Origin of the sequence: Mesorhizobium sp. M0189, from assembly GCF_040322135.1 — a bacterium.
Taxonomy (GTDB): Bacteria; Pseudomonadota; Alphaproteobacteria; order Rhizobiales; family Rhizobiaceae; genus Mesorhizobium.
Genome location: NZ_JAMYSW010000017.1, coordinates 57,747 through 79,641, shown reverse-complemented (window position 1 = coordinate 79,641; position 21,895 = coordinate 57,747). Strand labels below are relative to the sequence as shown.

The 21,895-nt window shown below is 61.7% G+C and carries 23 protein-coding genes and 1 tRNA gene; 10 read left to right on the top strand and 14 right to left on the bottom strand.

Annotation, left to right across the window (positions count from 1 at the left end):
• Window positions 1-80: 80 nt before the first annotated feature.
• From NKJ09_RS25790 to NKJ09_RS25765, 6 genes are all read left to right on the top strand, one after another.
• On the top strand, window positions 81-1,031 hold the full coding sequence (locus NKJ09_RS25790) for a PDZ domain-containing protein (protein ID WP_352764053.1): 951 nt from the start codon (window positions 81-83) through the stop codon (window positions 1,029-1,031).
• A 39-nt stretch (window positions 1,032-1,070) separates the two neighbouring features.
• Window positions 1,071-3,395: a lysozyme inhibitor LprI family protein gene (locus tag NKJ09_RS25785; protein WP_352495426.1), complete on the top strand. Its 2,325-nt coding sequence runs from the start codon at window positions 1,071-1,073 to the stop codon at window positions 3,393-3,395.
• A 43-nt stretch (window positions 3,396-3,438) separates the two neighbouring features.
• Window positions 3,439-3,828: a lysozyme inhibitor LprI family protein gene (locus NKJ09_RS25780; protein WP_352481356.1), complete on the top strand. Its 390-nt coding sequence runs from the start codon at window positions 3,439-3,441 to the stop codon at window positions 3,826-3,828.
• Between the two features lie 15 nt (window positions 3,829-3,843).
• On the top strand, window positions 3,844-5,721 hold the full coding sequence (locus NKJ09_RS25775; RefSeq protein WP_352495427.1) for a M60 family metallopeptidase: 1,878 nt from the start codon (window positions 3,844-3,846) through the stop codon (window positions 5,719-5,721).
• 85 nt (window positions 5,722-5,806) lie between these two features.
• On the top strand, window positions 5,807-6,307 hold the full coding sequence (locus tag NKJ09_RS25770) for a hypothetical protein (RefSeq protein WP_352495428.1): 501 nt from the start codon (window positions 5,807-5,809) through the stop codon (window positions 6,305-6,307).
• Window positions 6,308-6,395: 88 nt separating this feature from the next.
• Window positions 6,396-6,767 (top strand): DUF4087 domain-containing protein, encoded by a 372-nt coding sequence (locus NKJ09_RS25765; protein WP_352495429.1) that lies wholly within the window; start codon window positions 6,396-6,398, stop codon window positions 6,765-6,767.
• 121 nt (window positions 6,768-6,888) lie between these two features.
• Here the strand turns inward: NKJ09_RS25765 and NKJ09_RS25760 are convergent.
• The 9 genes from NKJ09_RS25760 to NKJ09_RS25720 all read right to left on the bottom strand — a co-directional run bounded on the left by NKJ09_RS25760 (window position 6,889) and on the right by NKJ09_RS25720 (window position 15,535).
• Window positions 6,889-6,973 (bottom strand) — tRNA-Leu (locus NKJ09_RS25760).
• A gap of 73 nt (window positions 6,974-7,046) precedes the next feature.
• Window positions 7,047-7,667, bottom strand: coding sequence for a 2,3-bisphosphoglycerate-dependent phosphoglycerate mutase (locus NKJ09_RS25755; protein ID WP_352495430.1), 621 nt, complete (start codon window positions 7,665-7,667; stop codon window positions 7,047-7,049).
• 25 nt (window positions 7,668-7,692) lie between these two features.
• Window positions 7,693-8,517: a 4-hydroxy-tetrahydrodipicolinate reductase gene (dapB, locus tag NKJ09_RS25750; protein ID WP_036244690.1), complete on the bottom strand. Its 825-nt coding sequence runs from the start codon at window positions 8,515-8,517 to the stop codon at window positions 7,693-7,695.
• A gap of 5 nt (window positions 8,518-8,522) precedes the next feature.
• Complete coding sequence (locus tag NKJ09_RS25745; protein WP_352495431.1) at window positions 8,523-10,382, bottom strand: ABC transporter ATP-binding protein; 1,860 nt, start codon at window positions 10,380-10,382, stop codon at window positions 8,523-8,525.
• 119 nt (window positions 10,383-10,501) lie between these two features.
• On the bottom strand, window positions 10,502-11,527 hold the full coding sequence (locus tag NKJ09_RS25740; RefSeq protein ID WP_023718823.1) for a glucokinase: 1,026 nt from the start codon (window positions 11,525-11,527) through the stop codon (window positions 10,502-10,504).
• Between the two features lie 121 nt (window positions 11,528-11,648).
• Window positions 11,649-12,740: a penicillin-insensitive murein endopeptidase gene (mepA, locus tag NKJ09_RS25735; RefSeq protein WP_352495432.1), complete on the bottom strand. Its 1,092-nt coding sequence runs from the start codon at window positions 12,738-12,740 to the stop codon at window positions 11,649-11,651.
• A 56-nt stretch (window positions 12,741-12,796) separates the two neighbouring features.
• On the bottom strand, window positions 12,797-13,705 hold the full coding sequence (locus NKJ09_RS25730) for an SDR family oxidoreductase (RefSeq protein WP_352495433.1): 909 nt from the start codon (window positions 13,703-13,705) through the stop codon (window positions 12,797-12,799).
• A complete protein-coding gene (gene queG / locus NKJ09_RS25725; RefSeq protein ID WP_352495434.1) occupies window positions 13,702-14,862 on the bottom strand; it encodes a tRNA epoxyqueuosine(34) reductase QueG in 1,161 nt (386 codons plus the stop codon). The genes NKJ09_RS25730 and queG overlap by 4 nt, the downstream gene beginning before the upstream one ends.
• Entirely contained in the window at window positions 14,843-15,535 is a 693-nt protein-coding gene (locus NKJ09_RS25720; protein WP_023678968.1) for a glutathione S-transferase family protein, read from the bottom strand. The genes queG and NKJ09_RS25720 overlap by 20 nt, the downstream gene beginning before the upstream one ends.
• Window positions 15,536-15,696: 161 nt before the next feature.
• Between NKJ09_RS25720 and NKJ09_RS25715 the strand changes: the two genes are divergently transcribed.
• Both NKJ09_RS25715 and NKJ09_RS25710 read left to right on the top strand, forming a co-directional pair.
• The gene (locus tag NKJ09_RS25715; RefSeq protein ID WP_023718827.1) at window positions 15,697-16,503 is read left to right on the top strand and encodes an undecaprenyl-diphosphate phosphatase; all 807 of its coding nucleotides are present in this window, start codon (window positions 15,697-15,699) and stop codon (window positions 16,501-16,503) included.
• Between the two features lie 94 nt (window positions 16,504-16,597).
• Entirely contained in the window at window positions 16,598-17,611 is a 1,014-nt protein-coding gene (locus NKJ09_RS25710) for a flavin-containing monooxygenase (RefSeq protein ID WP_352495435.1), read from the top strand.
• Window positions 17,612-17,958: 347 nt separating this feature from the next.
• Here NKJ09_RS25710 and NKJ09_RS25705 read toward each other — a convergent pair whose 3' ends face one another.
• The 4 genes from NKJ09_RS25705 to rsmI all read right to left on the bottom strand — a co-directional run bounded on the left by NKJ09_RS25705 (window position 17,959) and on the right by rsmI (window position 20,829).
• Window positions 17,959-18,234 (bottom strand): metallothionein, encoded by a 276-nt coding sequence (locus NKJ09_RS25705; protein WP_352495436.1) that lies wholly within the window; start codon window positions 18,232-18,234, stop codon window positions 17,959-17,961.
• 44 nt (window positions 18,235-18,278) lie between these two features.
• A complete protein-coding gene (locus NKJ09_RS25700) occupies window positions 18,279-19,238 on the bottom strand; it encodes a complex I NDUFA9 subunit family protein (protein ID WP_023718830.1) in 960 nt (319 codons plus the stop codon).
• 294 nt (window positions 19,239-19,532) lie between these two features.
• Complete coding sequence (locus NKJ09_RS25695; protein ID WP_023718831.1) at window positions 19,533-19,910, bottom strand: YraN family protein; 378 nt, start codon at window positions 19,908-19,910, stop codon at window positions 19,533-19,535.
• Entirely contained in the window at window positions 19,903-20,829 is a 927-nt protein-coding gene (gene rsmI, locus NKJ09_RS25690; protein ID WP_352495438.1) for a 16S rRNA (cytidine(1402)-2'-O)-methyltransferase, read from the bottom strand. The genes NKJ09_RS25695 and rsmI overlap by 8 nt, the downstream gene beginning before the upstream one ends.
• A 175-nt stretch (window positions 20,830-21,004) precedes the next feature.
• On the opposite strand from rsmI, the gene NKJ09_RS25685 reads away from it, so the two are divergent.
• Window positions 21,005-21,187, top strand: coding sequence for a hypothetical protein (locus tag NKJ09_RS25685; protein WP_023718833.1), 183 nt, complete (start codon window positions 21,005-21,007; stop codon window positions 21,185-21,187).
• Window positions 21,188-21,194: 7 nt separating this feature from the next.
• Complete coding sequence (locus NKJ09_RS25680; protein ID WP_023718834.1) at window positions 21,195-21,383, top strand: hypothetical protein; 189 nt, start codon at window positions 21,195-21,197, stop codon at window positions 21,381-21,383.
• Window positions 21,384-21,573: 190 nt separating this feature from the next.
• On the opposite strand, the gene NKJ09_RS25675 is transcribed toward NKJ09_RS25680, so the two are convergent.
• Complete coding sequence (locus NKJ09_RS25675; RefSeq protein ID WP_352495439.1) at window positions 21,574-21,894, bottom strand: low molecular weight protein tyrosine phosphatase family protein; 321 nt, start codon at window positions 21,892-21,894, stop codon at window positions 21,574-21,576.
• Window position 21,895: the final 1 nt, after the last annotated feature.

Here is a 21,895-nt window from a genome sequence, read left to right as displayed (position 1 = left end):
GCGCCGGGCCTCTGAGGTCGATTCCAATCATCAGCTGCAGGATGTGCAAAATGCAAACTGTTCGAAAGTCCAGACTGATAATGCAGTTCGCCCGTGCATTGGCAACTTCAGTGAAAATGACGGCTGTTGTGAGTGTAGCCGTCCCGCACACGATCAATGTTGCGCATGCCAGCAAATATGATCTGCCGAAACCCTATGTTTCCCGGGCTCTTAACGCGGTTTTGATACCCATCAACCACGCCTCTCGGCACCGCTACCAGATCCCGCCCAAGCTTCGCGGGGTGTATGTCTTGGCCGTTGCACCCCATGGCGTTGCCGCGCGGCAAGGCATCCGGCCGGGTGACGTGCTTGCCACAGTGCGGCATCAACCGATTTCGACGCCGACCGATGTCGACCGACTCGTATGGGCCGCTCTTGCCGTGAGCGCTACCAGTTTTCTGTTTGGCGTGAACCGCGGAACAGAAGTCGCAGATGTCGTCGAGGTCAATACCAACATCACCGTCAGCAACTTCAATACCAACATCTCGGTCAACAATATCTCGCAATGGACGAGCGTCGATAACCATGAGGAGTGGACGCAGATCGTCGATCAGTACGACGACGAGATGGAGACAAGCCTCGAAGACACAAGCTATCGCGAAGACGACTCGCTGCCCGGCGACACCAGTCCAGACGTAACTCCTCCCGATGCTGATGACGATTCCGACGATAACAACGCGGACACCGATGGCGATAGCTCGGACGACAGCACCGACGGCGACAGTTCCAATGATCAGGACGATTCGAGCGATCAGAATGACGATGATGGTGATGACGACAACAACACCGACAACGATAGCTCGGATGACAATACCGACGACAATAATTCCGGTGATCAGGACGATTCGACCGATCAGAACGAAGATGAAGACTCAACGGCCGGTGATGATGACCAGGACAGCACCGACACCGACGACGATAGCACGAATGACGATGCGTCGGATGACAGTACCGGCGACGCTGACGGATCGGACGATGACGATGCCAACTAGCAGCCGACCGTGCCGGCTGTTCTAAACAGAGGGCAATCGATGAAAACCGCGATACTGACAGTTGCCGTGGTTCTGGCCATGCCAGCTTTCGCCTTTACTCAGGACATGAACAAGTGCGCCGATGCCGAGGATCTGGCCGCCCCGAACGAGTGCGCCGATGCCGCGTTCAAGCAATCCGACAAGAAGCTCAACGAGCTTTACAAGCAGATCGAAGCCCGCCTGAACGACGATGCGGATACCAAGACGCTTCTTGTTCAAGCACAGCGGGGTTGGGTCAAATTTCGCGACGCGGAGTGCAGTTTCCAGACCGCAGGATCGGTCGAAGGAAGCATGACGCCAATGCTCATCGCGCAGTGCATGGACAGCCTGACGCAATCCCGGGTCAAGGACTTCGAGGGTTACCTGAAGTGCCAGGAAGGCGATCCGAGTTGCCGCGTTCCGGCAGCGAACACATCACCTGCCGTATCCCCTGTGGCCGATGAGAACGGCCGGACCGGCCTTGCCCAGGCTACCGGCCCGATATCCATTCCATTGCAACATGTCAGGGAATACGGACTCGACAGTGATGAAGTCATCTATCACAAACTCGGGATCGTGGTGGGCATCAATGGTGCCACGCCTCGTTTGTACGAATTCGACACCGGGTCGGATGAGTTCAACGCGGAGATCGATTCGAGTGTCCCCGGCATACAGCCGGTGCCCGGCAGCAAGCCTGAAATGTACCCGTATGGAGACGGCACCTATGGAGATTGGGTACAACAGGTCCGTTTCGACAGCCTGTCCTATTACGATCCGGATGATCGCTCAAAGCCTGTCGTAACCCTCGATGGCGACTTCGCCGCGGGTCGGGTGGTGGATTACGTCTACACAAAGGGTATCGGCGACCTCGAGGATGTGAAATTGACGCAAAAGCCCGTGGGCCACCACGGCGATACGCCGGTCTATGCGGATCTTAATGCGCGCAAGAGCATGCAGAACGGCGAACCCGGTGATTCGACGACGTTTTACGGCGTCTTTGGAGCCGCCGATTTTATCTTTGCGGGAGATCAGACCACTGCCCCCGGCAGTCAAACCCAAAGCGGCTATGTGGTCTCTGCCAATGCAAATCTTGGAAAAAAGAAGACCACACCGGGTTGCGTTCCCTGCCTGGCGCTGAATTTGTCCCCCAGTTTGAGATCCCAGTTTACGGCCCTGATGCCTTGGGGCGAACTGGGTTCTCAGCTTTACGAACATTACCAGAAGAGATTCCCGCAAACAGGCGCGAACGCATCCAATGTGAACGAAGGCTCTTACCGTTATACAATTTCTTTTGACTATATGGGAAAGAAACGTTCGGTTGATTTCAATGGGCCCGTGTTGTTGGATACAGGAACGGCGACTTTTGTCTCCATAACCTCAGAGGGTGTTTTAAATAAGCTTCGATCGAGAGGATTTCAAATCAAGGAATATAGTTCTGATATAATGGACTTAAAGTTCTTTGGATTTGACGATAGCTTTAACAACAAGGAATACAGCGATGTCGTTATCGATCGCCAAAGTGATGAGGTTAACGGCAATGGAATTACTATCGGCTTACCCTTCTTTCAGTCCAATTCCGTAATGTATGATCTGGAAAACAAGACGACCGCATATTCACCCTATTTTGTCAGCGCTGGCAACTTTACGACAGACGCGGGTGCCAAGGATCAAGTTCAGCTGAATCGCGCGACCAGCGATGCTGGAAGCAAGGGATGGCTCGGACTGGCCGGCATCGTCTCCGGCGCCGGCGACTTCACGATCGAGAAGGACGCGGACGTGCGCATGACCGGGGGCAATACCTACACCGGCACAACCCATATCGCGGCCGATGGGTATCTTACCCTGGCCGGGCCGGGCAGCATCGAGCATTCCTCGCGCGTCACGGTCGACGGTGTGCTCAACCTCAATCAAAAAGGAAACCACCTGAAGTCCTGGGGAGTGGCGCACTCCCTCAACGATACGGCCATTCGCAACCTGAACGGCAAAGGCGAGGTCTATCTGGGTGCGGGCAGACTGATCCTGACAGAAGCCAACGGGCAATTTGATGGAACCATAGCGGACTTTGATGACGCCGGCATGAGCGGCGGCCTCGTTGTCGCCGGCGGCAAGCTGACGCTGAGCGGCAAGAACAACTATTCCGGCGTGACGGAAGTCGCGTCAGGGGCGCAGTTGCGCGTGACCGGCTCTTTGGCCGGTGACATTTCAGTCTCGGGATTGCTTGTCGTTGACGGGGAGGTCTCCGGCAAAGTCACGGTCAAGGAAGGCGGCAGGCTGACCGGCTTAGGAAAGCTCGGCAGCGTCACGCTCGCCGATGGTGGCAAAGCCGATCCAATGAAAACCAGATAATAGGAAAGGACAATCGATGAAAACCGCAATACTGACTGCCGCCGTGGTTCTGGCCGTGCCGAATTTCGTACTCGCCCAGGACAAGTGCTACGATGCCGCCAAGGATCAGGCCTCGCTGAATGCGTGCGCCGATGCGGCGTTCAAGAAATCCGACAAGAAGCTCAACGAGCTTTACCAACAGATCGAAGCCCGCCTGAAGGGCGACGCGGATACCAAGAAGCTTCTCGTTCAGGCGCAGCGGGATTGGGACAAATTTCGCGACGCGGAGTGCCGTTTCCAGACCGCGGGAGCGGCCGGAGGAAGCGCAATGCCAATGCTCGCCGCGCAGTGCATGGATAGCCTGGCGCAATCCCGTGTCAAAGCCTTCGAGGGTTACCTGAAATGCGGCAAGCAGGGCGATCCGATGAGTTGTCCCGTTCCGGCCGCGAATTGACACGTCGGTGCCGGGATGAAGACCTTCATCGTATCTGCAGTGCACTTGATAGCTGGGCTGTTGCTGGCGGCAATTGTTCCGGTCGCAAGTGCCGCTGAGATCCCCGAAGGGGATTATTACATCGTCGCGAAGCATTCCTACAAAGCGCTCACCGTCTTTGAAGACAGGCATGGCGAGATCGTGCTTGGTCAGTCCGCTCGCAAACCCAAGGATGGTCCCGCGCAGCTATGGACCATCACCAGGGCGACCGGGGAAACGAACGGCGCAACCTATCAGATCCGGTCTCGACGATACGGAACGTATCTTGCTGGGGGCGACGAAGACGAAAACGGGAATACGAGTGTCGTCCTCAAGGACGAGCAGTCCGCTGAGGGGCAGGCATGGCGCTTCAAGCCGCATCTGAACAGCTATGGCATCGAGCTGGATGACAGCGGCACGACGCTCAACGTCAGGGCCAATGAACGTGCGGACGACGCTCAGATCATCGTCTATGACGCCAGCTTGGACGATAACGCCCAGTGGTTGCTTTATCCGGCCGGCAATGGCGACCGACCGGCAGCGGCGTCGGCAGCGGTGTCGGAATTCGACAATCTGAACAAGCGCTATCGCCTCGCTCCGATGCCTGCAGCCACACCCGAGGCCAATAGGCTGAGACGCACGAAGCTGATGGACGATCAGCCAAGCGGTGTGTTCGTGAGAAAGGGAGAGGCAGTATCGGTTACGGCCGAAGGCCTGCCGCCTTCCCCCGACGGCTTGATGATCATGATCGGCCCGATGAACAGCTTCTATGACGAAAGACCCCAGGATGACCCGCAATTGGTCATTGCCAAGGAAGGGCGCACCGACTTCACGGCGAAGCGCGACGGGCTGATCCATTTCCGCTACGCCTACAGCGGCTTCAGTGCGGCTCTGCCTCCGATCGACGTGGCAATCGTGCGCGGCGGCAGTTCGATCCCCCTCTACGTCAAGGGAAAAACAAGCTTCGAAGACTGGCGTAAAATGCTCACCGACATGCCCGGTGCGCCATTCGTCGAGATGATAAGCGAGCGTGTTGCCATTACCGCGACCCGCAAAGTCTATATGAGGGCGCCTCAGGACGACCCTGCGGAAATTCTCGACGCCCTCGAGCAAATTCTAGGCTGGTACGATGCACTATCCGGTCTCGACGGTTCCTCCAAACTTCATCGGGCATCCCGTTTGCGCATGCACTATCAGCAGGACACGGTGACACCGGCGAAGGTCTTCGACGACGGCATATACATGTACGCTGGCAACTATTTTATGGGTGTCCCCGGCAGCAACATGGGTGATTTGCTGGACGTGAATAAGCTGCGGCAAGCGTGGTCGATCTGGCATGAAACCGGCCATATGTACCAGCAGGAGGATTGGACCTGGGGCGAGATCGTAGAAACTACGGTCAATATCTATTCCCTCAATGCCCAGGCACATTTTGGCCATCCGTCCCGCTTGAAAGAGCGCGATGACTCTACCGGCAAGACGCCGCTGGATCTGGCGGCGCGATATCTGGCGCGGAAGACGCGCGATTTCGACAATGAAAAACAAATGCGTGCCAGCGCGGATGACGACGATGAGCTTTGGGTGCGGCTGGTCATGTTCGATCAATTGCGCCGGGGTCTCGGCGAGGACTTCTATCCGAAGCTTCACCGATATTACCGCGAGCATCCACTGGACGATGCCAATAAGCAGGATGCGGTCAAGGTACAAACCTTCATCCTGCGTGCCAGTACGGTCGCAAATCAGGACCTGACCCGGTTCTTTTCCGATTGGGGGCTGCACATAGAGCAGGAAACCGCCGACAGATTGAAGCGTTTGAATCTGCCTCCAGCAGATCCTCAACTGTCGCGCGTTGGTCTGAATGTTGTTTCACGGTGAAGCCGGCGGCGAGCGTGATGCGGGAGCCAGACACGAAAGGATGCGGGGGTATCGGCATTGCGTGAGGGGCTAAAGGAGGTGGATTGTGAAACGCTATAGATCACTGCCCGCAGTAACGATTGCAGCATCTGCGCTGTTAGCATGTGCTGTGCCGGCGACAGCCCAGGGCGACCTCGGCTTCGACGTCAACGTCACGCTGTCCAAAAAAGCAGCCGCCAAGCTCGCGACTGAAAAGGAAGGGATCGTTGTCCTCGCCTCCTATTACGGTGACCCGAAGCGGAGTGCCGAGAAGCACGCCAACGAAGTCGGCCAGATCGATCTCACGCCGCAGGACGAAGAGGTCGAGATAGCGGGCACAGCGGGCCACGCCCACATCGGCGGCACAAAGGTCGACACGAAGCGTCTCGACTGGCTTGCCGGCCCTCCCGAGGTCAACGTCAACGTTGCATCCGCACGCAAGAGCAGTCCGGACAATCTGCTCAGCTGCGATTTCATCGACGGTCCACTAAGCGATGTCCAAAGGAAGCCTGTGACGCTTCATTGCGGATTGATCGAAGAAAATGTGGACACGAAGTTGAGGCCATAAGGCCTACAAAATCATGCCGCCTCGTTACCTGCGTCAACGCAGATTATCGGCGGCATGACCTGCTTTACTTAAGGAGGTAAAGGTTCTCATGCGCCCATTATTCGCTACCTGTTTCTGCCTGGCCATCATGTCCTTGCCTGCCGCCGCCTACGCCGAGCGCCGTTGTGGCTGGTACTCCAGCCCGACACCCGGCAACCTCGTCCTGACCGACAGTGACGGGGATTGGTGGATCCAGATGCAGGGGCGACCGGATCCCAAAGGCATCGACAATGTGCCGGCCTTTGACGAGCGGCAATTCGTCGAGACCAATGTGCCTGGTTCCGGCCACGGCTACGGATGCGCGTGCATGACCGTCGTAACCAACGCCAAGCAGCAAAAGATCACCAGAATAATCTCGGGCGAAATCCTTCCGCTCGTGCGCTGTCGCAACGACAGATCGCTGCCTAACCCGGACGGATAATTATTGGATACTTATGGGGTACCATGGGCGACAGCGGACATCGGCTCAAGAAAAAGGCCCGGCAAAACCGGGGCTTTTTCTTGGGGTTTCTGAACCTTATCAAAAGTTCGAAACGGGAATTTGGTGCCCAGAAGAGGACTCGAACCTCCACTCCTTGCGGAACACGGACCTGAACCGTGCGCGTCTACCAATTCCGCCATCTGGGCTGGTGCGCGCTCATTAAGCGGGCAAAGGATGAGTGTCAACGCGCTTTTTTGAAAGCCGCGTTCCTTCTCCGGCTCAGTGCTCCAGCACTTCCTTCGACGCTACCGTGGAATCGGCGTTGAGCGTGTAGATGATCGGCACACCGGTGCCGAGCTCGAGCTTGACGATCTCCTCGCCCGACTTGCCGTCCAGCGCCATGATCAGCGCGCGCAGCGAATTGCCGTGCGCCGCCACCAGCACGGTACCGCCGCGCAGCACATGCGGCTGCAGATCGTGCAGGTAATAGGGCCAGACGCGTGCGCCGGTGTCTTTCAGGCTTTCACCGCCGGGCGGCGGCACGTCGTAGGAGCGGCGCCAGATATGCACCTGGTCCTCGCCCCATTTTTTGCGCGCATCATCCTTGTTGAGGCCGGAGAGATCGCCATAGTCGCGCTCGTTCAGCGCCTGGTCGCGGATGGTCTCGAGCCCGCTCTGGCCGACAGCGTCTAGAATGTGCTGACAGGTCTTCTGCGCCCGGATCAGCGACGACGTGAAGGCGATGTCGAATTTCATGCCGCGCGCCCTGAGCTTGGCGCCGGCCGCCTTGGCTTCGGTATGGCCTAGTTCGGTCAGGTCGACGTCGCGCCAGCCGGTAAAAAGGTTCTTCAGGTTCCACTCGCTCTGGCCGTGGCGCACGAGCACGAGAGTTCTCGACATATTTGCTCCTTCAAATTTTTATGGATCAACTGGTCAGGCCGAGCACGTCCCGCATCGAATAGAGGCCCGGCTTGCGGCCGCGCGCCCACAGGGCTGCCTTGACTGCGCCGCGGGCAAAGATCGCCCGGTCCTCGGCATGGTGGGCGAGCGTGATGCGCTCGCCGGTACCGGCCAGCACCACACTGTGGTCGCCGACGACCGAGCCGCCGCGCAAGCTGGCGAAACCGATCGAGCCTGCCTTGCGCACGCCGGTATGACCGTCGCGCGACCGCACGCTGTTCCCGTCAAGGTCGATGCCGCGCCCATTAGCGGCGGCTTCGCCGAGCAGCAGCGCCGTTCCCGACGGCGCGTCGACCTTGTGCCGGTGATGCATTTCCAGGATCTCGATGTCGAAATCGTCGGCATCGAGCGCGCGCGCCGCCTGCTCCACCAGCACCGCCAGCAGATTGACGCCGAGGCTCATATTGCCTGACTTGACGATCGTCGCGTGCCGCGCGGCGGCCGCGATCCTGGCGTTGTCTTCGGCCGAACAGCCGGTGGTGCCGATGATGTGGGCGATGCGCGCCTGCGCCGCGTAGCCGGCGAATTCGACGGTCGCTTCCGGGGTGGTGAAATCGAGTACGCCGTCGGCCTTGGCGAAGACCGGGAGCGGATCGTCCCCGATCGCCACGCCGAGCCGGCCGACGCCGGCCAGCTCGCCGGCATCCTTGCCGATATGGGGCGATCCGGCCGGCGCGATGGCGCCGGCGACACGCGCGCCCGGTATGGTGTGGATGGCGCGGATCAGCGCCTGGCCCATGCGGCCGGCAGCGCCGACCACCACCAGGCCCATTTCACTCGCGGTCGGCATGTCACTCATGAATGTCTCCCGACCACCTTTTTCGCGCGGGCATTTTGCGCCGCACTCTGGATTGGCTTGCCGTCATCGACAAGCCCCAGCCCTTTCCTGCCTTGCACCCGGTGAAACCGCGCATAGACGCTGTGCGGGTCGGCCATCAGCGAGGCGTGCGTGCCCTGTTCGACCAGCCGGCCCTGCTCCAGCACGATGATATGGTCGGCATTGACCACCGTCGACAGCCGGTGCGCGATGACAATGGTGGTGCGCCCTTCCATGACATGGGTCAGCGCTTCCTGGACGCGGGCCTCGGCCTCGTTGTCGAGCGCCGAGGTGGCTTCGTCGAGCAGCAGGATCGGCGCCTGCCGAACGATGGCGCGGGCAATCGATACGCGCTGGCGCTGGCCGCCCGACAGCGTCACGCCGTTCTCGCCGACGGGCGTGTCGTAGCCTTGCGGCTGCTGGCGAATGAAATCGTCGGCCGCGGCCTGTTGGGCGGCGCGTTCAATCTCGGCGGCGGTGGCGCTCAGCCTGCCGTAGCGGATGTTGTCGCGGATGGTGCCTTCGAACAGATAAGGCTGCTGCGAAACATAGGCGATCGAGCCGCGCAGCGAATGCTTGGTGACCTTTGAAATGTCCTGGCCATCGATATCGATGCTGCCCGACTCGACGTCGTAGAAGCGCTGCAGCAGCGCAACCAGCGTCGTCTTGCCGGCGCCCGAAGCTCCGACGATGGCAGTCACCTTGCCGGCAGCGGCGACAAAGCTCAGATCCTGCAGGACCGGCGCCTCTTCGACATAGCGGAAGGACACATTGTTGAAGCGCACTTCGCCAGAGGTGAATTTCGCCTCGGCGGCTCCCGGCACGTCACCCTGCTGCGGCTCGAGGTCGAGAAGCTCGTAGATCATGCGCGCATTGACCAGCGACTTTTCCATGCCGACCTGCATACGCGCCAGCCGCCTGGCGGGGTCATAGGCAAGCAGCAGGGCGGTGATGAAGGCAAACACCGCGCCCGGCGGTTGGCCGCCGACAGTCGCCCGGTAGCCGGAATAGGCGATGACGCCGGCGACGGCGAAGCCGGCCAGCATTTCGGAGATCGGCGTCAGCCGTTCCGAGACGCGGGCGATCTTGTTTGCCCGCTGCTCGGCGCCCGCGACGAGGCCGCCGATGCGGCGCGACAGCTCGTCTTCCAGAGTGAAGGCCTTGACGATAGCGATGCCTTGCGTCGCTTCCTGCATCGCGCCGATCAGCCGCGAGTTGATCTGCACCGATTCACGGGTGATGCGACGCACCCGGCGCATCAGATAGGTGACACTGTAGATCAAAGGCGGGCCGATCAGCAGCGACATCGCCGAGAGCATCGGGTCCTGCCAGATCATGACGCCGACCAGCGCGACAAGCGACACGGCATCGCGCGCCAGCGATGTCAGCGTCATCGACAGGAGATCGCGGATGCCGTTGACGTTCTCGTTGATCTGCGCGGCGAGCCGGCCCGAGCGGGTGTCGTTGAAGAAGCTGACGCCGAGCTTCATCAGATGGTCGAAGATGCGGCGCTGATAACGCGCCACCAGATTGTTGCCGATTTTGGCCAGCGTCACTGCCTGGCCGTAGCTGGCCAGCCCGCGCAGCATGAAGGCGGCCAGGATCGACACGCTGATCAGCGCGATAAGATCGCCGCGCTGTTGGTAGAAGATCTGATCGATGACATCCTTCATGATCCAGGCTGTGAAGGCGGTCGTCGCCGCGATCGTCACCAGGCACAGCACGGCAAGAGCATAGTACCAGCGATAGTCGCGGCTGTTCTCGGCGATGATGCGGCGGATCACCGCCACGATCTCGCTGGGACGGACTTTCCCTTTGGTTGGTGCTGGAAGTGTCAAGTTGGAGCGCTTTGTGGTTTCGGTTCGGCCGGGCTGCAATTCGGCAACCTCTTAACGCCCCAATGGCGGCTTGCCTATGGCCGGGGACGGCGAAACTTCGTCGCGGCGCAGCGTGTGTCCTAGACCCGCCAGCGCCGCCCCGCCGTCTGCACGCCGAACAGCGACGGATTTCTGGCATAGGCGGCCAGCCCTAAAAGCGCCGCTAGCGGATGGGTGATGACATAGACCGGCATGCTGCGCATCAGGGCGCTATGCGGCGCCTTGTCCTCGAAGGCGGCGCGGAAATTGCCGGTGCGCAGTGCCGGCAGGATTTTTTGCGCGATGCCGCCGGTGAGAAACACGCCGCCGCGGCTCATGAACACCAGAGCGAGATCGCCGGCGGTGCGCCCCAGGCAGGTGACGAAGATCGACAGCGCCTCTTCGGCTACCGGATCGTTCTTTGCCAGCGCCGCGGCGGTGATCTCGGCGGGCGTGGTAAAGGGCGACGGCTTGCCGTCCGCCTTGGCCACCGCCCGGTAGGCATTGACTAGGCCGCGCCCGGACAGGATCTGTTCGCCGGAGATGCGGCCCTCGAGCTTCTCGATATGCGGAAACACCTGGAAATCGCGCGGCGAGCGCGGGCCGATATCCATATGGCCGCCCTCGCCGGGCACCGGTATCCAGTGATGCAGCGCATAGACCAGCCCGGCGACGCCGAGCCCGGTTCCCGGGCCGAGCACTACCCGCCCGGAATTCGGTTCCGGCGCGTCACCGCCGATCTTTTCCATATGCTCTTCGCCGAGCGCGACGACGGCCAGCGCCTGCGCCTCGAAGTCGTTGAGCACCACGACGTCGCTGAGACCGAGACTGGCGAACATCTGTCTCGGCTTGACGATCCATGGGCAATTGGTAAGCGGGATCTCGTCGCTTTCGACAGGACCGGCTACCGCCAGCACAGCTGAATTCGGCCGGACCGACGAGCGGTCGAGCACGGCCGACTGGATCGCCTCGTCGATCGTATTGAAGTTGGCGGTCTGGACGATCGTCGGCTCGCCGGCTTCGGAATTCGCGTCAAGCACGATCGAGAAGCGCGCATTGGTGCCGCCTATGTCGCCGATCAGAATCGGAAACCGCAACAGAGTGTCGTCGTCGCTTACGCCTGGCATGCTCTCGTCCGTTCCCGACGCGTATCGCCGTTCTCTCGTTGACTAGCGCATGACCGCAAAAAGGGAAATCGGTTTTCGAAGTGGAGATGCACGGATGCAGACAGCGAACACGCTGCCCGCATCAGTGCCCCGGTCGTGGCCGCGGCAGCGGAATGCGGATCTCGGGGGTCGCCACAAAGGCGTTCGCCGAGGCCGGAAGCGCTGCCGCGCCGGCTGCGACCGTCGGCGGCGGCGAAGGCTCTGCCGCGGGAGCGGGTACGGCCGCGATCGGCACGCCGTCGCCATAATAGGTGACTGCTTCCGCCGAGGCCGGAGCCGGCGCGTCGAGCACGAACTGGCATTGCCTGGGCAGGTTCGCCATCGTCATCACGTCGCGTGCCTTCGGCTTGTCCGGATTCTTGTTGGGGCGCCACGGCTCCTCGGTGAACCACCAGGCCAGCGCCTGGTCGCAGCCATCGCCTGGCGCCGTCGCTTCCTGCGCCTTGCAGTCGGGTGACCCAGGCTGGCAGCCGATACGAATGTGGAAGTGGTAATCGTGGCCCCAGAACGGCCTGACCTTGCGCAACCAGCTGCGGTCGCCTTTGACCGTGTCGCAGAGCTTCTTCTTGATCCCTGGATTGACCAGGATGCGCTCGACTTCGGGATAGCTCGCGGCGCGCCTCAACAGCCGCGTGTGCATCGGCGTCCACAGGCCATCCTTTACCAGATGGGTCTTTTCATCAACCATCAAGGTAGCGCTGATGTTTTCGCGCTCTTCGGTCGAAAGCTTGCGGTCGGGCATCGGCGTCAGCCAGATGTCGGCGTCGAGGCCGATCTGGTGCGAGGCATGGCCGGTAAGCATCGGTCCGCCGCGCGGTTGCGAGATGTCGCCGATCAGCAGGCCCGGCCAGCCGTCGGCGGCAGCATCGCGTGATAGTTTCTCGATTAGCGCGATCATTGCCGGATGGCCCCAACGGCGGTTGCGCGACGGTCGCATCACCTCCCAGTGCCGGCCGTCCATGGGCAGCGCGACGCCGCCGGAAAAACAGCCTTTGGAATAAAAGCCGATCGATTGCGCTGCTGCGAGTGCCGGCAGCTTTTTGGCGCCGAACAGCTCATTTGCCCGTTGCTCGGCGCTCGCCGTTTGCGCGGCAAGCGTTAGGCCGGCGACGGCCAGTGCTGCCGTCAGCAGCAGTGTTTTTCCCGGCAAGGCTCGCTTTAACGTCTTCCCCAAGCTGGACCCCTCCGCGATTTGAACCGCATCATACCACGCCCCGCGCAACGTATCGATCACGACCGTTTCATCGGACTGCGCGCCTCGCCGTCGCGCCAGTCGCCGCTCGCCCACATGGCGTCGAGAGCCGAGCGGTAGTCGGGGAAGCGAAAGCCATAGCCGGCCGCCTTGATCGCCGCGTTGGCGACACGCTTGTTCTCGCCATAGAAGGACCGCGCCATTGGCGAAAGTTGGGCGGTCTCGAACGGAATTTCGGGCGGCGGCTCGATGCCCATCAACCTGGCGGCATAGGCGACGACGTCCTGCGGCGGCGCCGGCAGGTCGTCGGTGACGTTGAAGATGCCGCCGCGATCGCCTTCGGCTAGATGCCAGAGAGCGCCGGCAATATCGTCGCAATGGATGCGGTTGAACACCTGGCCCGGCTTGACCAGTCGCCGGGCGGTGCCGTTTTCGAGATTGACCAGGGCGTTGCGGCCCGGCCCATAAATGCCGGAAAGCCGCAGGATCGCCACCGGCCGGTGGATGTCGTGGCCCAGTTGCAGCCAATCCTGCTCGGCTGCGACACGCATCACCGACCGCTTCGACAACGGCCGGCATTCGGCGGCCTCGTCCACCCAGTTGCCGCCATGGTCGCCATAGACGCCGACGGTGGAGAGATAGGCGATCCATTCGAGCTCCGGCATGTTGGCCACGATCACCTCGCGTGCCGCGCCCAGCACCGGGTCGCCGGCCTCGTCCGGCGCGACCGAGACGACGAGATGGGTTGTCTTCCCAAGCGCATCGCCGATTTCGGAAGTCAGCGTGCCATCGAAACGCAGCGGCACGATACCGGCTTGCCGCAGCGCCGCGAATTTTTCCAGCGACCGTGTTGTACCGAAGATCGTTGTGTCGGCATCCCTGTTGGCGCCGGCGAAGGCCCTGCCCGAATAACCGGCGCCGAAGATGAAAATCTGCTTTTTTGTCATGTATGGGCCTCGATCGGCTTTGGCAGGGCCAGAAGCCATTCGCCTCTTACCGCCTCGTCACCTTCTACTTGCAAAGCGGCTGCGGCACGTTCGGCAAATTCCTGACCCGGCACTAGCCGCGACAGCGCCCATACCGCGGCGCCGCGAACCAGCGGCGAGGCATCGTCGAGCAGCGCGCGGACGGCGCCGGCCAGCGACAAGTCCTGGGAATTGCCGGCCGCGATCAGCACGTTGCGGATAAAACGGTCACGGCCGATGCGCTTGACCGGCGAGCCCGAAAAAAGCGCGCGGAAGGCAGCGTCGTTCAGGCAAAGCAGCTCGGCGAGCGGCGGTTCGCGCAAGTCCGCGCGGGCGGCAAGCTTAGCCTCGGAGGCAGCTTGGGCGAACTTGTTCCACGGACAGGCGGCCAGGCAGTCGTCGCAGCCATAGATGCGATTGCCGATCTTTTCCCGGAACTCATGTGGGATCGGTCCTTTGTTCTCGATGGTGAGGTATGAAATGCAGCGCCGCGCATCGAGCCGGTAAGGCGCCGGAAAGGCGTCCGTCGGGCAGGCGTCGAGACAGGCGCGGCAGGAGCCGCAATGATCGTCCTCAGGCGCGTCCGGCACCAGCTCGGCCGTCGTGAAGATGGTGCCGAGGAACAGCCAGGAACCATGGGCGCGGCTGACCAGGTTGGTGTGCTTGCCTTGCCAACCGAGGCCGGCCGCCTCGGCCAGCGGCTTTTCCATCACCGGCGCGGTGTCGACAAACACTTTGACGTCGCCGCCGGCGCGCGCAACAAGCTTGCCGGCGATCGCCTTCAGCCGGCCTTTCATGACGTCATGATAATCGCGGTTCTGCGCATAGGCGGAGATCGCGCCGCGATCGCGTTTTGCCAGGATGTCGCGCGGGTCGCGGTCGGGGCCGTAATTCATCGCCAGCACGATGATCGAGCGGACCTCTGGCCAGAGCGCCGCTGGTTTGCCTCGCCGCTCGAGCGTTTCGGCAATCCAGCCCATCGAGCCGTGAAAGCCGTCGGCAACGAATTCGGCCAGCCGTTCCGGCGCCCGCGGAATCGCATCGGGCGTTGTGACGGCGACGGCGTCAAAGCCGGCGTTCCGCGCCTCGCGGTCGATCAGCGCGCGCAGCTTTGCCGTATCAGAAATCGAGGTCCGCATAATGTGACACCGGCGACAGGCCACGCACCCGGTCGGACAGAAGCGGCCGGAACGAAGGCCGTGATTTCACCCTTGTATACCATTCGCGCGCGGCGCTGTGTTCGCGCCAGTCGATCTCGCCGAGATAGTCGAGCACCGACAGTGCCGCCGCCGCCGCGAGATCGGCATAGGTGACCTTGTTGCCGGCCAGCCAATGACGGGTGCCGGCCAGCCAGTTGGTGTATTTCATGTGCTGGCGGATATTGGCGCGGGCGGCGCGGATCGCCGCCGAATCGGGCGAGCCGCCGCCCGCTGTTTCCGGCATGACCGGCTTCAGAACGCGCTCGCGCACCAGATGCCGGGTAACCTCGCTTTCCGCCTTGTTGAGGTACCAGTCGGTCAGCCGGCGGATTTCGGCGCGTTCCATCGGGTCTTCGGCGAATAGCCGCTTGTCGCGCTTGAGTACGCCGCGCGTCTCGTCGAGATATTCGGCAATGACCACTGCGCCAACAATCGGCACGTCGCCCTCGGCAAGCAGGATCGGCAGCGTGCCGGCCGGGTTCAGCGCCAGGAACTCCTTGCGCCGCGTCCACGGCTTCTCTTCGATCAGTGCCAGTTCCTCGCCATACTCGCCAAAGGCGAGGCGGACGAAGCGGCAGCTGGCGAACATCGGATGGTGGAAAAGCGTTAGCATGGTCCCGCGATAATAGAGCGCACTGGCAAATCGCCGGCTGCGCCGGTAAGTCTTGGCCGCCCGATTCAGGGGCTGTCAGGGTGCTGCGACCTATAGGGGGAGTTCTGCGCCGTGACAAGCAAGCCGTTTTCTCAAGCCCTCCCTCCAACGCCGAGGTTGCCATGGAAAGCCAGACCGTCGTCGAAGCGCTGCTGCTCGGCATGCTCGAGGGCCTGACCGAGTTTATTCCGGTGTCTTCGACCGGTCATATCCTGCTCGCCGGCCATTTCCTCGGCTTTCATTCGACCGGCAAGGCCTTCGAGATCCTGATCCAGCTCGGCGCCATATTGGCGATCCTCAGCGTCTATTTCCACCGGCTCTGGAAGATGCTGCTCGAACTGCCATACGATCGGCTGACGCGGCATTTCGTCCTTGGCATTCTCATCGCGTTCCTGCCGGCGGCCGTCGTCGGCGCGCTGGCGCATGATTTCATCAAGACGGTGCTGTTCGAATCGCCGCGGCTGATCTGCATCATGCTGATCATCGGCGGCGTCATCCTGCTGCTGGTCGATCGCATGAAGCCGAAGCCATATTACCACGATGTCGAGCGGTTCCCGACCAGGCTCTATCTGCAGATCGGGCTGTTCCAGTGCTTGTCGCTGATCCCCGGCACATCGCGCTCGGGTTCGACCATCGTCGGCGCGCTGCTGCTCGGGGTCGACAAACGGGCGGCGGCGGAATTCTCCTTCTTCCTTGCCATCCCGACCATGGTCGGCGCCTTCGCCTTCGACCTGTTCAAGAACCGCAATGTGCTGAGCAGTGCCGACCTGCCTATCATCGCCGTCGGCTTCGTCGCCGCCTTCGTCACCGCGCTAATCGTCGTGCGCTTCCTGCTCGACTATGTCTCGCGCCATGGCTATGCGCTGTTCGGCTGGTGGCGGCTGGTCGTGGGCATCGTCGGCCTGGCGGGGCTGGCAATCTGGGGGTGAGCCGGCGCGGATAGCGCAATCCCAGCCGGAACTCTGTTCTTGCCCGAAGCCGAGCCATACGATCTTGTGGACGTATGGTTCGCAGGGGGAATGCATGAGCGAAGTTCTTGACGCCCTCGTTATTGGCGCCGGTCCGGCGGGGCTCGGCGTCAGCTACTTCTTGAAACGGCAGGGCCGCGACCACCGTGTGCTCGATCGAGGCCGGATCGGCGAAACGTGGCGAACGCAGCGATGGAATTCGTTTCGACTGAATTCGCCGACCATTCGCTCCATCTTACCCGGTGATTCCTACGAGGGGCCGGAGCCCTGGGGCGCGATAACCCACCACGAATTTGTCGCGTATCTCGAAGGCTATGCCGAGCGGCACCGCCTGCCGGTAAGCACCCAAACTCCGGTTCAAGAGCTGACGAGAGACGATGGGATCTTTCGCGTCACTACGGCGGCTCGTGGCGTGCTTCTGGCGCGCAATGTGGTGATCGCCACCGGCGACCAGAACCGACAGGTCCGGCCACCAGGGTCGGCGGACTTGCCGGCGGCAGTTCGCCAAGTCGATTCTTCGGCTTATCGCAACCCGGCCGAGTTCGAGAATGGCGCGGTGCTGGTGGTCGGCAGCGGCCAGTCGGGCGGCCAGATCGCCGAGGATCTGGCGGTGGCCGGACGTGCGGTCTTTTTGGCGACCAGCCGCAACGGCCGTTGGGTGCGGCGCTACCGCGGGGGCAACATACTTAAATGGCTGACGCTGTCCGGTTTTCTCGACGTTCCGCGCAAGGAACTCGTCCTCCCCTCCGGCAAGCTGCAGGCCCGCGCGCTGGTCGGCGCGACCCATACAATCAGCCTGCAATCGCTGAGTGCACAGGGCGTGGTGCTGCTCGGCCGCTTCAGGGGCGTGGAGAATGGCAGCCTCGTCTTCGGCGACGAACTCGACGACCATATGCGATTTGCCGACGAGGTTTCGGCGAATGCCAAGCGCCTGGTCGACGAGTACATTGAGCGCGCCGGCCTCGATGCGCCCTGGCCGAGGATGATCCAGCCGAGACGGTTGCCCCGCGCTTGCCCGATCCTCCGATCCGCTCCCTCGACTGGACGGCGAGCGGCATCAGATCAGTGATCTGGTGCACGGGTTTCACCGGCGATTTCTCATGGGTCCGGCTTCCTGGCGCGCTCGATGCGGCCGGCCAGCCCGTCCACGAGGATGGCGTCGGCGCTGTTCCAGGTCTCTTTTTCGCCGGCCTCGATTTCGGGTCGACACGGAAATCGGGCACCATACCGGCCATTCCAGAGGAGGTGGCTGGCATTGTGGAGCGACTTGTCCAGGTGCGGCGGCCTTGACCTCGGCGCGTCTGGACCTCGGCTGGTCGTCGTCGGGCTGACAGCACTGGCCATATAGGGACCATATAGGGATGAGCCGGCGCAGTCATTCGGAATGGTCGCCCTGGAGACGCCAAAGGAGGTGCATCAAGGCGCGCGATCGGTCAGCGCGCTCGCACCTTCCTCAGCGGCGCAATGTGCGCAGCAGTAGATGATGTCATCCTGTTCGACGCCATGTCCGATGATCCGGCATCCGCAATGCGGACACGTCGGAGCAAGTTTCTGGACCGCGCATTCGAAGCTGTCGAATGTGTAGGTCTCCTCGGCCATCGTCACTTTGAAAGCCTTGTCGTAGTCATTCCCGCATTGATCGCATCTGGCCATGGTTCTTTTCCTTCTTTCATTGGCTTCAAGCTCGACCAACCTGTCGCGCGGCGATAGGTTCCCGCCAGGATCAGAGGGCCGTCCTAAGGCGGAGACGAGCGCGAGCCTACGCCACGGCGCTGTTCGATCACGCGGATCACCTCGTCGATATCGCGCGGCTCGATGTCGAGTTCCTTCAGGCCCGGCGCGTCGATTGCTGCCACATTATCCTGACGCATAAGATCGATCTGGTTGCGCGTTATGGGGGCAGCCGGGAGGAGTTCCGCGACGCCAGCCAAGGCGTTCCATACAGCAAACGGCACCGGCATCAGCTTTACGTGCGTATCGAGCTGTCGGGCGATCTCCCGAAGCAATTCCTTATAGGTATAGATACGCGGGCCCCCGAATTCGAATATGGATGAACCCTTGTGGCTTCGCCCGTCGATCAGCCGGCTCACTGCTTCCGCGACGTCGGCCACATAGACCGGCTGAAGCCGTGTGCCACCATCGCCGAACAGCGGATAGACCGGCAGGAGGCGTATCAGCCTCACAATGGTCGTGAGGAAAGCGTCGTCAGGTCCTGTCATGACGGCGGGACGCACAATGAAAGCGCCGGGAAATGCGTTTCCCACGGCAACTTCTCCGCGCCCACGTGCCCTTATATAATTCGAATCCGATTGAGGATCGGAGCCGATCCCTGAAATCTGGACGAACTGATCGATCTCGACCTTGCGCGACACGGCAGCGAGATCGGCCGCGGCTTTCACATGGACGCGTTCAAAGGTCTGGACGCCCTGCTCGACGTAAAGACTGATAGCATTCACGACCGCCTGTGATCCGGTAATGGCCGACCCAATCGAGGACGCATCCAATATATCCGCCTCGACTGCTTCGGGCATCCTTGTAATCGAGGAAAAGACCAGGGCCACGCGAGCCGGATGGCGAGATGCGGCGCGCACCGTGAAACCCCTTTCCAGGAGCCGCGTCACGATCCTGCGCCCGAGAAAGCCAGTTCCGCCGAACACGGTGACGATCCGTTCCTGGTTGAGATCGTCAGGATCCATTTGCCTCGCCATCCCTTGTCCTCGCACGCCTGCCACGAGGACTGCCCTGATCGGCATTTGAACCAGCCCGTCGAACATCAGGACGGTTGGAGAACAACGCAGGAACGCTTTTGTTCCAGTCAGTGCTGGGCGGAGACCAGGTCGACAAACCGATCGATTGAGCGAATCCAGGTGAGCGTCGGCACATGATCCAGGCGGCAAATGGCGCTACTTGCTTGTTCCCATCGACGAGACGACAGGCAATCGAATCTGAACCGGAGATCGCGGCAAAACCGACCCCACTTCGGGAATGACCTAGTTCCCCCCGTAAAAAACGTTCTCGACATGCACCGGCCAGCGCCACGGCAATACCGCCACCATGTCGAAGCGCACCGATAATTTTCCGTAGTCGGATTGGCGCGACAGCCAGAAATCGGCCGCGCCTTCGATGCGGCGCTCCGATTCGCGGCCGACGGCCTCCATCGCCTCGATCAGCGTACGGCGTGCCTTGACCTCGACGATCAGCACCAAATCGCCACGCCGCGCGATCAGGTCGATCTCGCCAAACCTGGTACGGTGGCGGCGGGCAAGAATCCGGTAGCCCTTCAGCATCAGCGCCGCCGCCGCCAGCCATTCACCGTGATGGCCGCGCCGGTAGGCCTTTTGCCGGCTGGCGCTCCGCCGTTCAGCCATCGCGGTCTCCGCCGGCCCCGTCTCTTCCGGCATTCCTGAGGTCGAGCAGCCGTCGGTAGAGCGTCTGTTTTTGGCCACCCGTCATCTTGGCGGCTTCCGCCGCCGCCTTGGAGGCCGGCATCTCGGCCGCCAGCGAAAGCAGCAGCCGGTCGATGTCTTCAGGCTCATCAGCGACCGCATCGGCCGGGCCGACGCAGATGACGATTTCGCCCTTAGGCGTATCGGCTGCCGCGTAATGGCCGGCGAGTGACTGCAGGGTGCCGGTCCGCATCTCCTCGAAAGTCTTGGTCAACTCGCGGCCGATCGCCGCCTTGCGGGCGCCGCCCAGCACCTCGACCATGGCACTGAGCGTCTCGGCCAGCCGGCGCGGCGATTCGAAGAAGATCAACGTTGCCGGCACCGCCTTCAGCGCTTCCAGCCGCGTCAGCCGCTGGCCGGTCTTCACCGGCAGGAAGCCGGCAAACAGAAAGGCGTCCGAAGGCAGGCCGGATGCCGTCAGAGCGGCAAGTGGCGCCGACGGTCCGGGGATCGGCACGACACGAATGCCGCGTTCCAGCGCCTCGCCAACCAGCCGGTAGCCGGGATCGGAGATGAGCGGTGTGCCGGCATCAGAGATCAGCGCTACGCTCTGCCCGGCCAGCAGTGCCGCGATCAGCTTCGGCCCGGCCTCGGCGGCATTGTGCTCGTGATAGGCGGTGGTGCGGCGGCGGATGCCGTAGCGGTCGAGCAGGACGCGCGAAACACGCGTGTCCTCGCAGGCGACGATATCTGCGGCGGCGAGCGTTTCCAGCGCGCGCAGCGTGATGTCGGCGAGATTGCCGATCGGCGTAGCCACCAGATAGAGCGCCGGCTCGAGCGGCCGGGCGGCGATCTCGGTCTGCCCGACCACATAACTGCGTTTGGCTAATTCGCCGGTCACCTGCACAACTCCGTTCGACCCTGTTTGGCACGGCTCACGCCTGGTTGCAAAAGCCTGGGTTGCAAACGCCCGGTTCCAAACGGGGTCCCGACGTGAACCGGCCGCCATGCCGTTGCCATAGTAGGGAACGAAACCGTTGCCGGCGAATTTTAACCCTGATCTCGGGAGGAGCAGGATGGACAGCCTGACGATACAGGACGTTTTCGAACCCTATTATGCCGGCCGCAAGCGCTTCGCCGCGCCAGGCGACAAGAGCCTGCGTGGCAACGCGGATGGCGAGGCCAGGAAACCGCTCGCACGCCAGCCATTGGCAGAGAGCAAGCCCGTAACCGAAACCGACAGCACGACGGAGCACTGACCGGACGATGCCCAATCGCTTCGATATTTTCATCACCCGTCTCGAAACAAAAAGCGCCCGCGATGGCGCAGCATCACATCCCACAGGCGACCAGCATTCTGCCCCGCGCGACAAGAGCGAGATCAAGCAGACCCGCTCCGGAGAAGCGCATGCCGAGAAGGACCGCGGCAAGCGTCGTTTCAAGCACGACGCTTGATCCTCTTTTCGTCATCCTGGGACGGAGCAAGGAGCGCAGCGACGCGGCGCAGACACCCGGATCCATGCCGTAATATTCAAGCGTTTCGACAGTTCAGAATTATTCTACCGCAGCATTCTTCGACAAGGGTAGCGGCATGGATCCTCGGGTCAAGCCCGAGGATGACGAAGGCGCAGTAGCGCGACAGCCTTCAGAGATATCGCGATACCTTCACCGCCAGCAACCGGACCAGTTCCGGGTCCATGAATTCATAGTCGTCGGGAATATCGAGGCAGATCACCCGAGCCTTCCTTAGACTGGCCCTGAATTTCTGCTGCAGTTTGCCGCGGTGCGCCTTTTCCATGACGAAGATGATATCGGCCCAGGCGACAAGTTCGTGCGTCAACGGAGTGTCGGTATCGTGATTGGTGCCGGCCGAAGCGACCTCGATGTCCCTGCGACCGGAAAACACCTGCTCCGCCGTCGGGCTGCGCAAGCGATTCTGGCTGCAGACGAAGAGAACGTTCTTCACC

What these genes read in the sequence shown, in the direction of transcription:
- NKJ09_RS25785 (WP_352495426.1), top strand. Translation starts at nt 1,071, where the DNA reads ATGAAAACCGCGATACTGACAGTTGCCGTGGTTCTGGCCATGCCAGCT.
- NKJ09_RS25765 (WP_352495429.1), top strand. Translation starts at nt 6,396, where the DNA reads ATGCGCCCATTATTCGCTACCTGTTTCTGCCTGGCCATCATGTCCTTG.
- NKJ09_RS25700 (WP_023718830.1), bottom strand. Translation starts at nt 19,238, where the DNA reads ATGGATCCTGACGATCTCAACCAGGAACGGATCGTCACCGTGTTCGGC.
- NKJ09_RS25740 (WP_023718823.1), bottom strand. Translation starts at nt 11,527, where the DNA reads ATGCCAGGCGTAAGCGACGACGACACTCTGTTGCGGTTTCCGATTCTG.
- NKJ09_RS25730 (WP_352495433.1), bottom strand. Translation starts at nt 13,705, where the DNA reads ATGACAAAAAAGCAGATTTTCATCTTCGGCGCCGGTTATTCGGGCAGG.
- queG (WP_352495434.1), bottom strand. Translation starts at nt 14,862, where the DNA reads ATGCGGACCTCGATTTCTGATACGGCAAAGCTGCGCGCGCTGATCGAC.
- NKJ09_RS25720 (WP_023678968.1), bottom strand. Translation starts at nt 15,535, where the DNA reads ATGCTAACGCTTTTCCACCATCCGATGTTCGCCAGCTGCCGCTTCGTC.
- NKJ09_RS25775 (WP_352495427.1), top strand. Translation starts at nt 3,844, where the DNA reads ATGAAGACCTTCATCGTATCTGCAGTGCACTTGATAGCTGGGCTGTTG.
- NKJ09_RS25715 (WP_023718827.1), top strand. Translation starts at nt 15,697, where the DNA reads ATGGAAAGCCAGACCGTCGTCGAAGCGCTGCTGCTCGGCATGCTCGAG.
- NKJ09_RS25710 (WP_352495435.1), top strand. Translation starts at nt 16,598, where the DNA reads ATGAGCGAAGTTCTTGACGCCCTCGTTATTGGCGCCGGTCCGGCGGGG.
- NKJ09_RS25695 (WP_023718831.1), bottom strand. Translation starts at nt 19,910, where the DNA reads ATGGCTGAACGGCGGAGCGCCAGCCGGCAAAAGGCCTACCGGCGCGGC.
- dapB (WP_036244690.1), bottom strand. Translation starts at nt 8,517, where the DNA reads ATGCCGACCGCGAGTGAAATGGGCCTGGTGGTGGTCGGCGCTGCCGGC.
- NKJ09_RS25680 (WP_023718834.1), top strand. Translation starts at nt 21,195, where the DNA reads ATGCCCAATCGCTTCGATATTTTCATCACCCGTCTCGAAACAAAAAGC.
- NKJ09_RS25685 (WP_023718833.1), top strand. Translation starts at nt 21,005, where the DNA reads ATGGACAGCCTGACGATACAGGACGTTTTCGAACCCTATTATGCCGGC.
- NKJ09_RS25755 (WP_352495430.1), bottom strand. Translation starts at nt 7,667, where the DNA reads ATGTCGAGAACTCTCGTGCTCGTGCGCCACGGCCAGAGCGAGTGGAAC.
- NKJ09_RS25790 (WP_352764053.1), top strand. Translation starts at nt 81, where the DNA reads ATGCAGTTCGCCCGTGCATTGGCAACTTCAGTGAAAATGACGGCTGTT.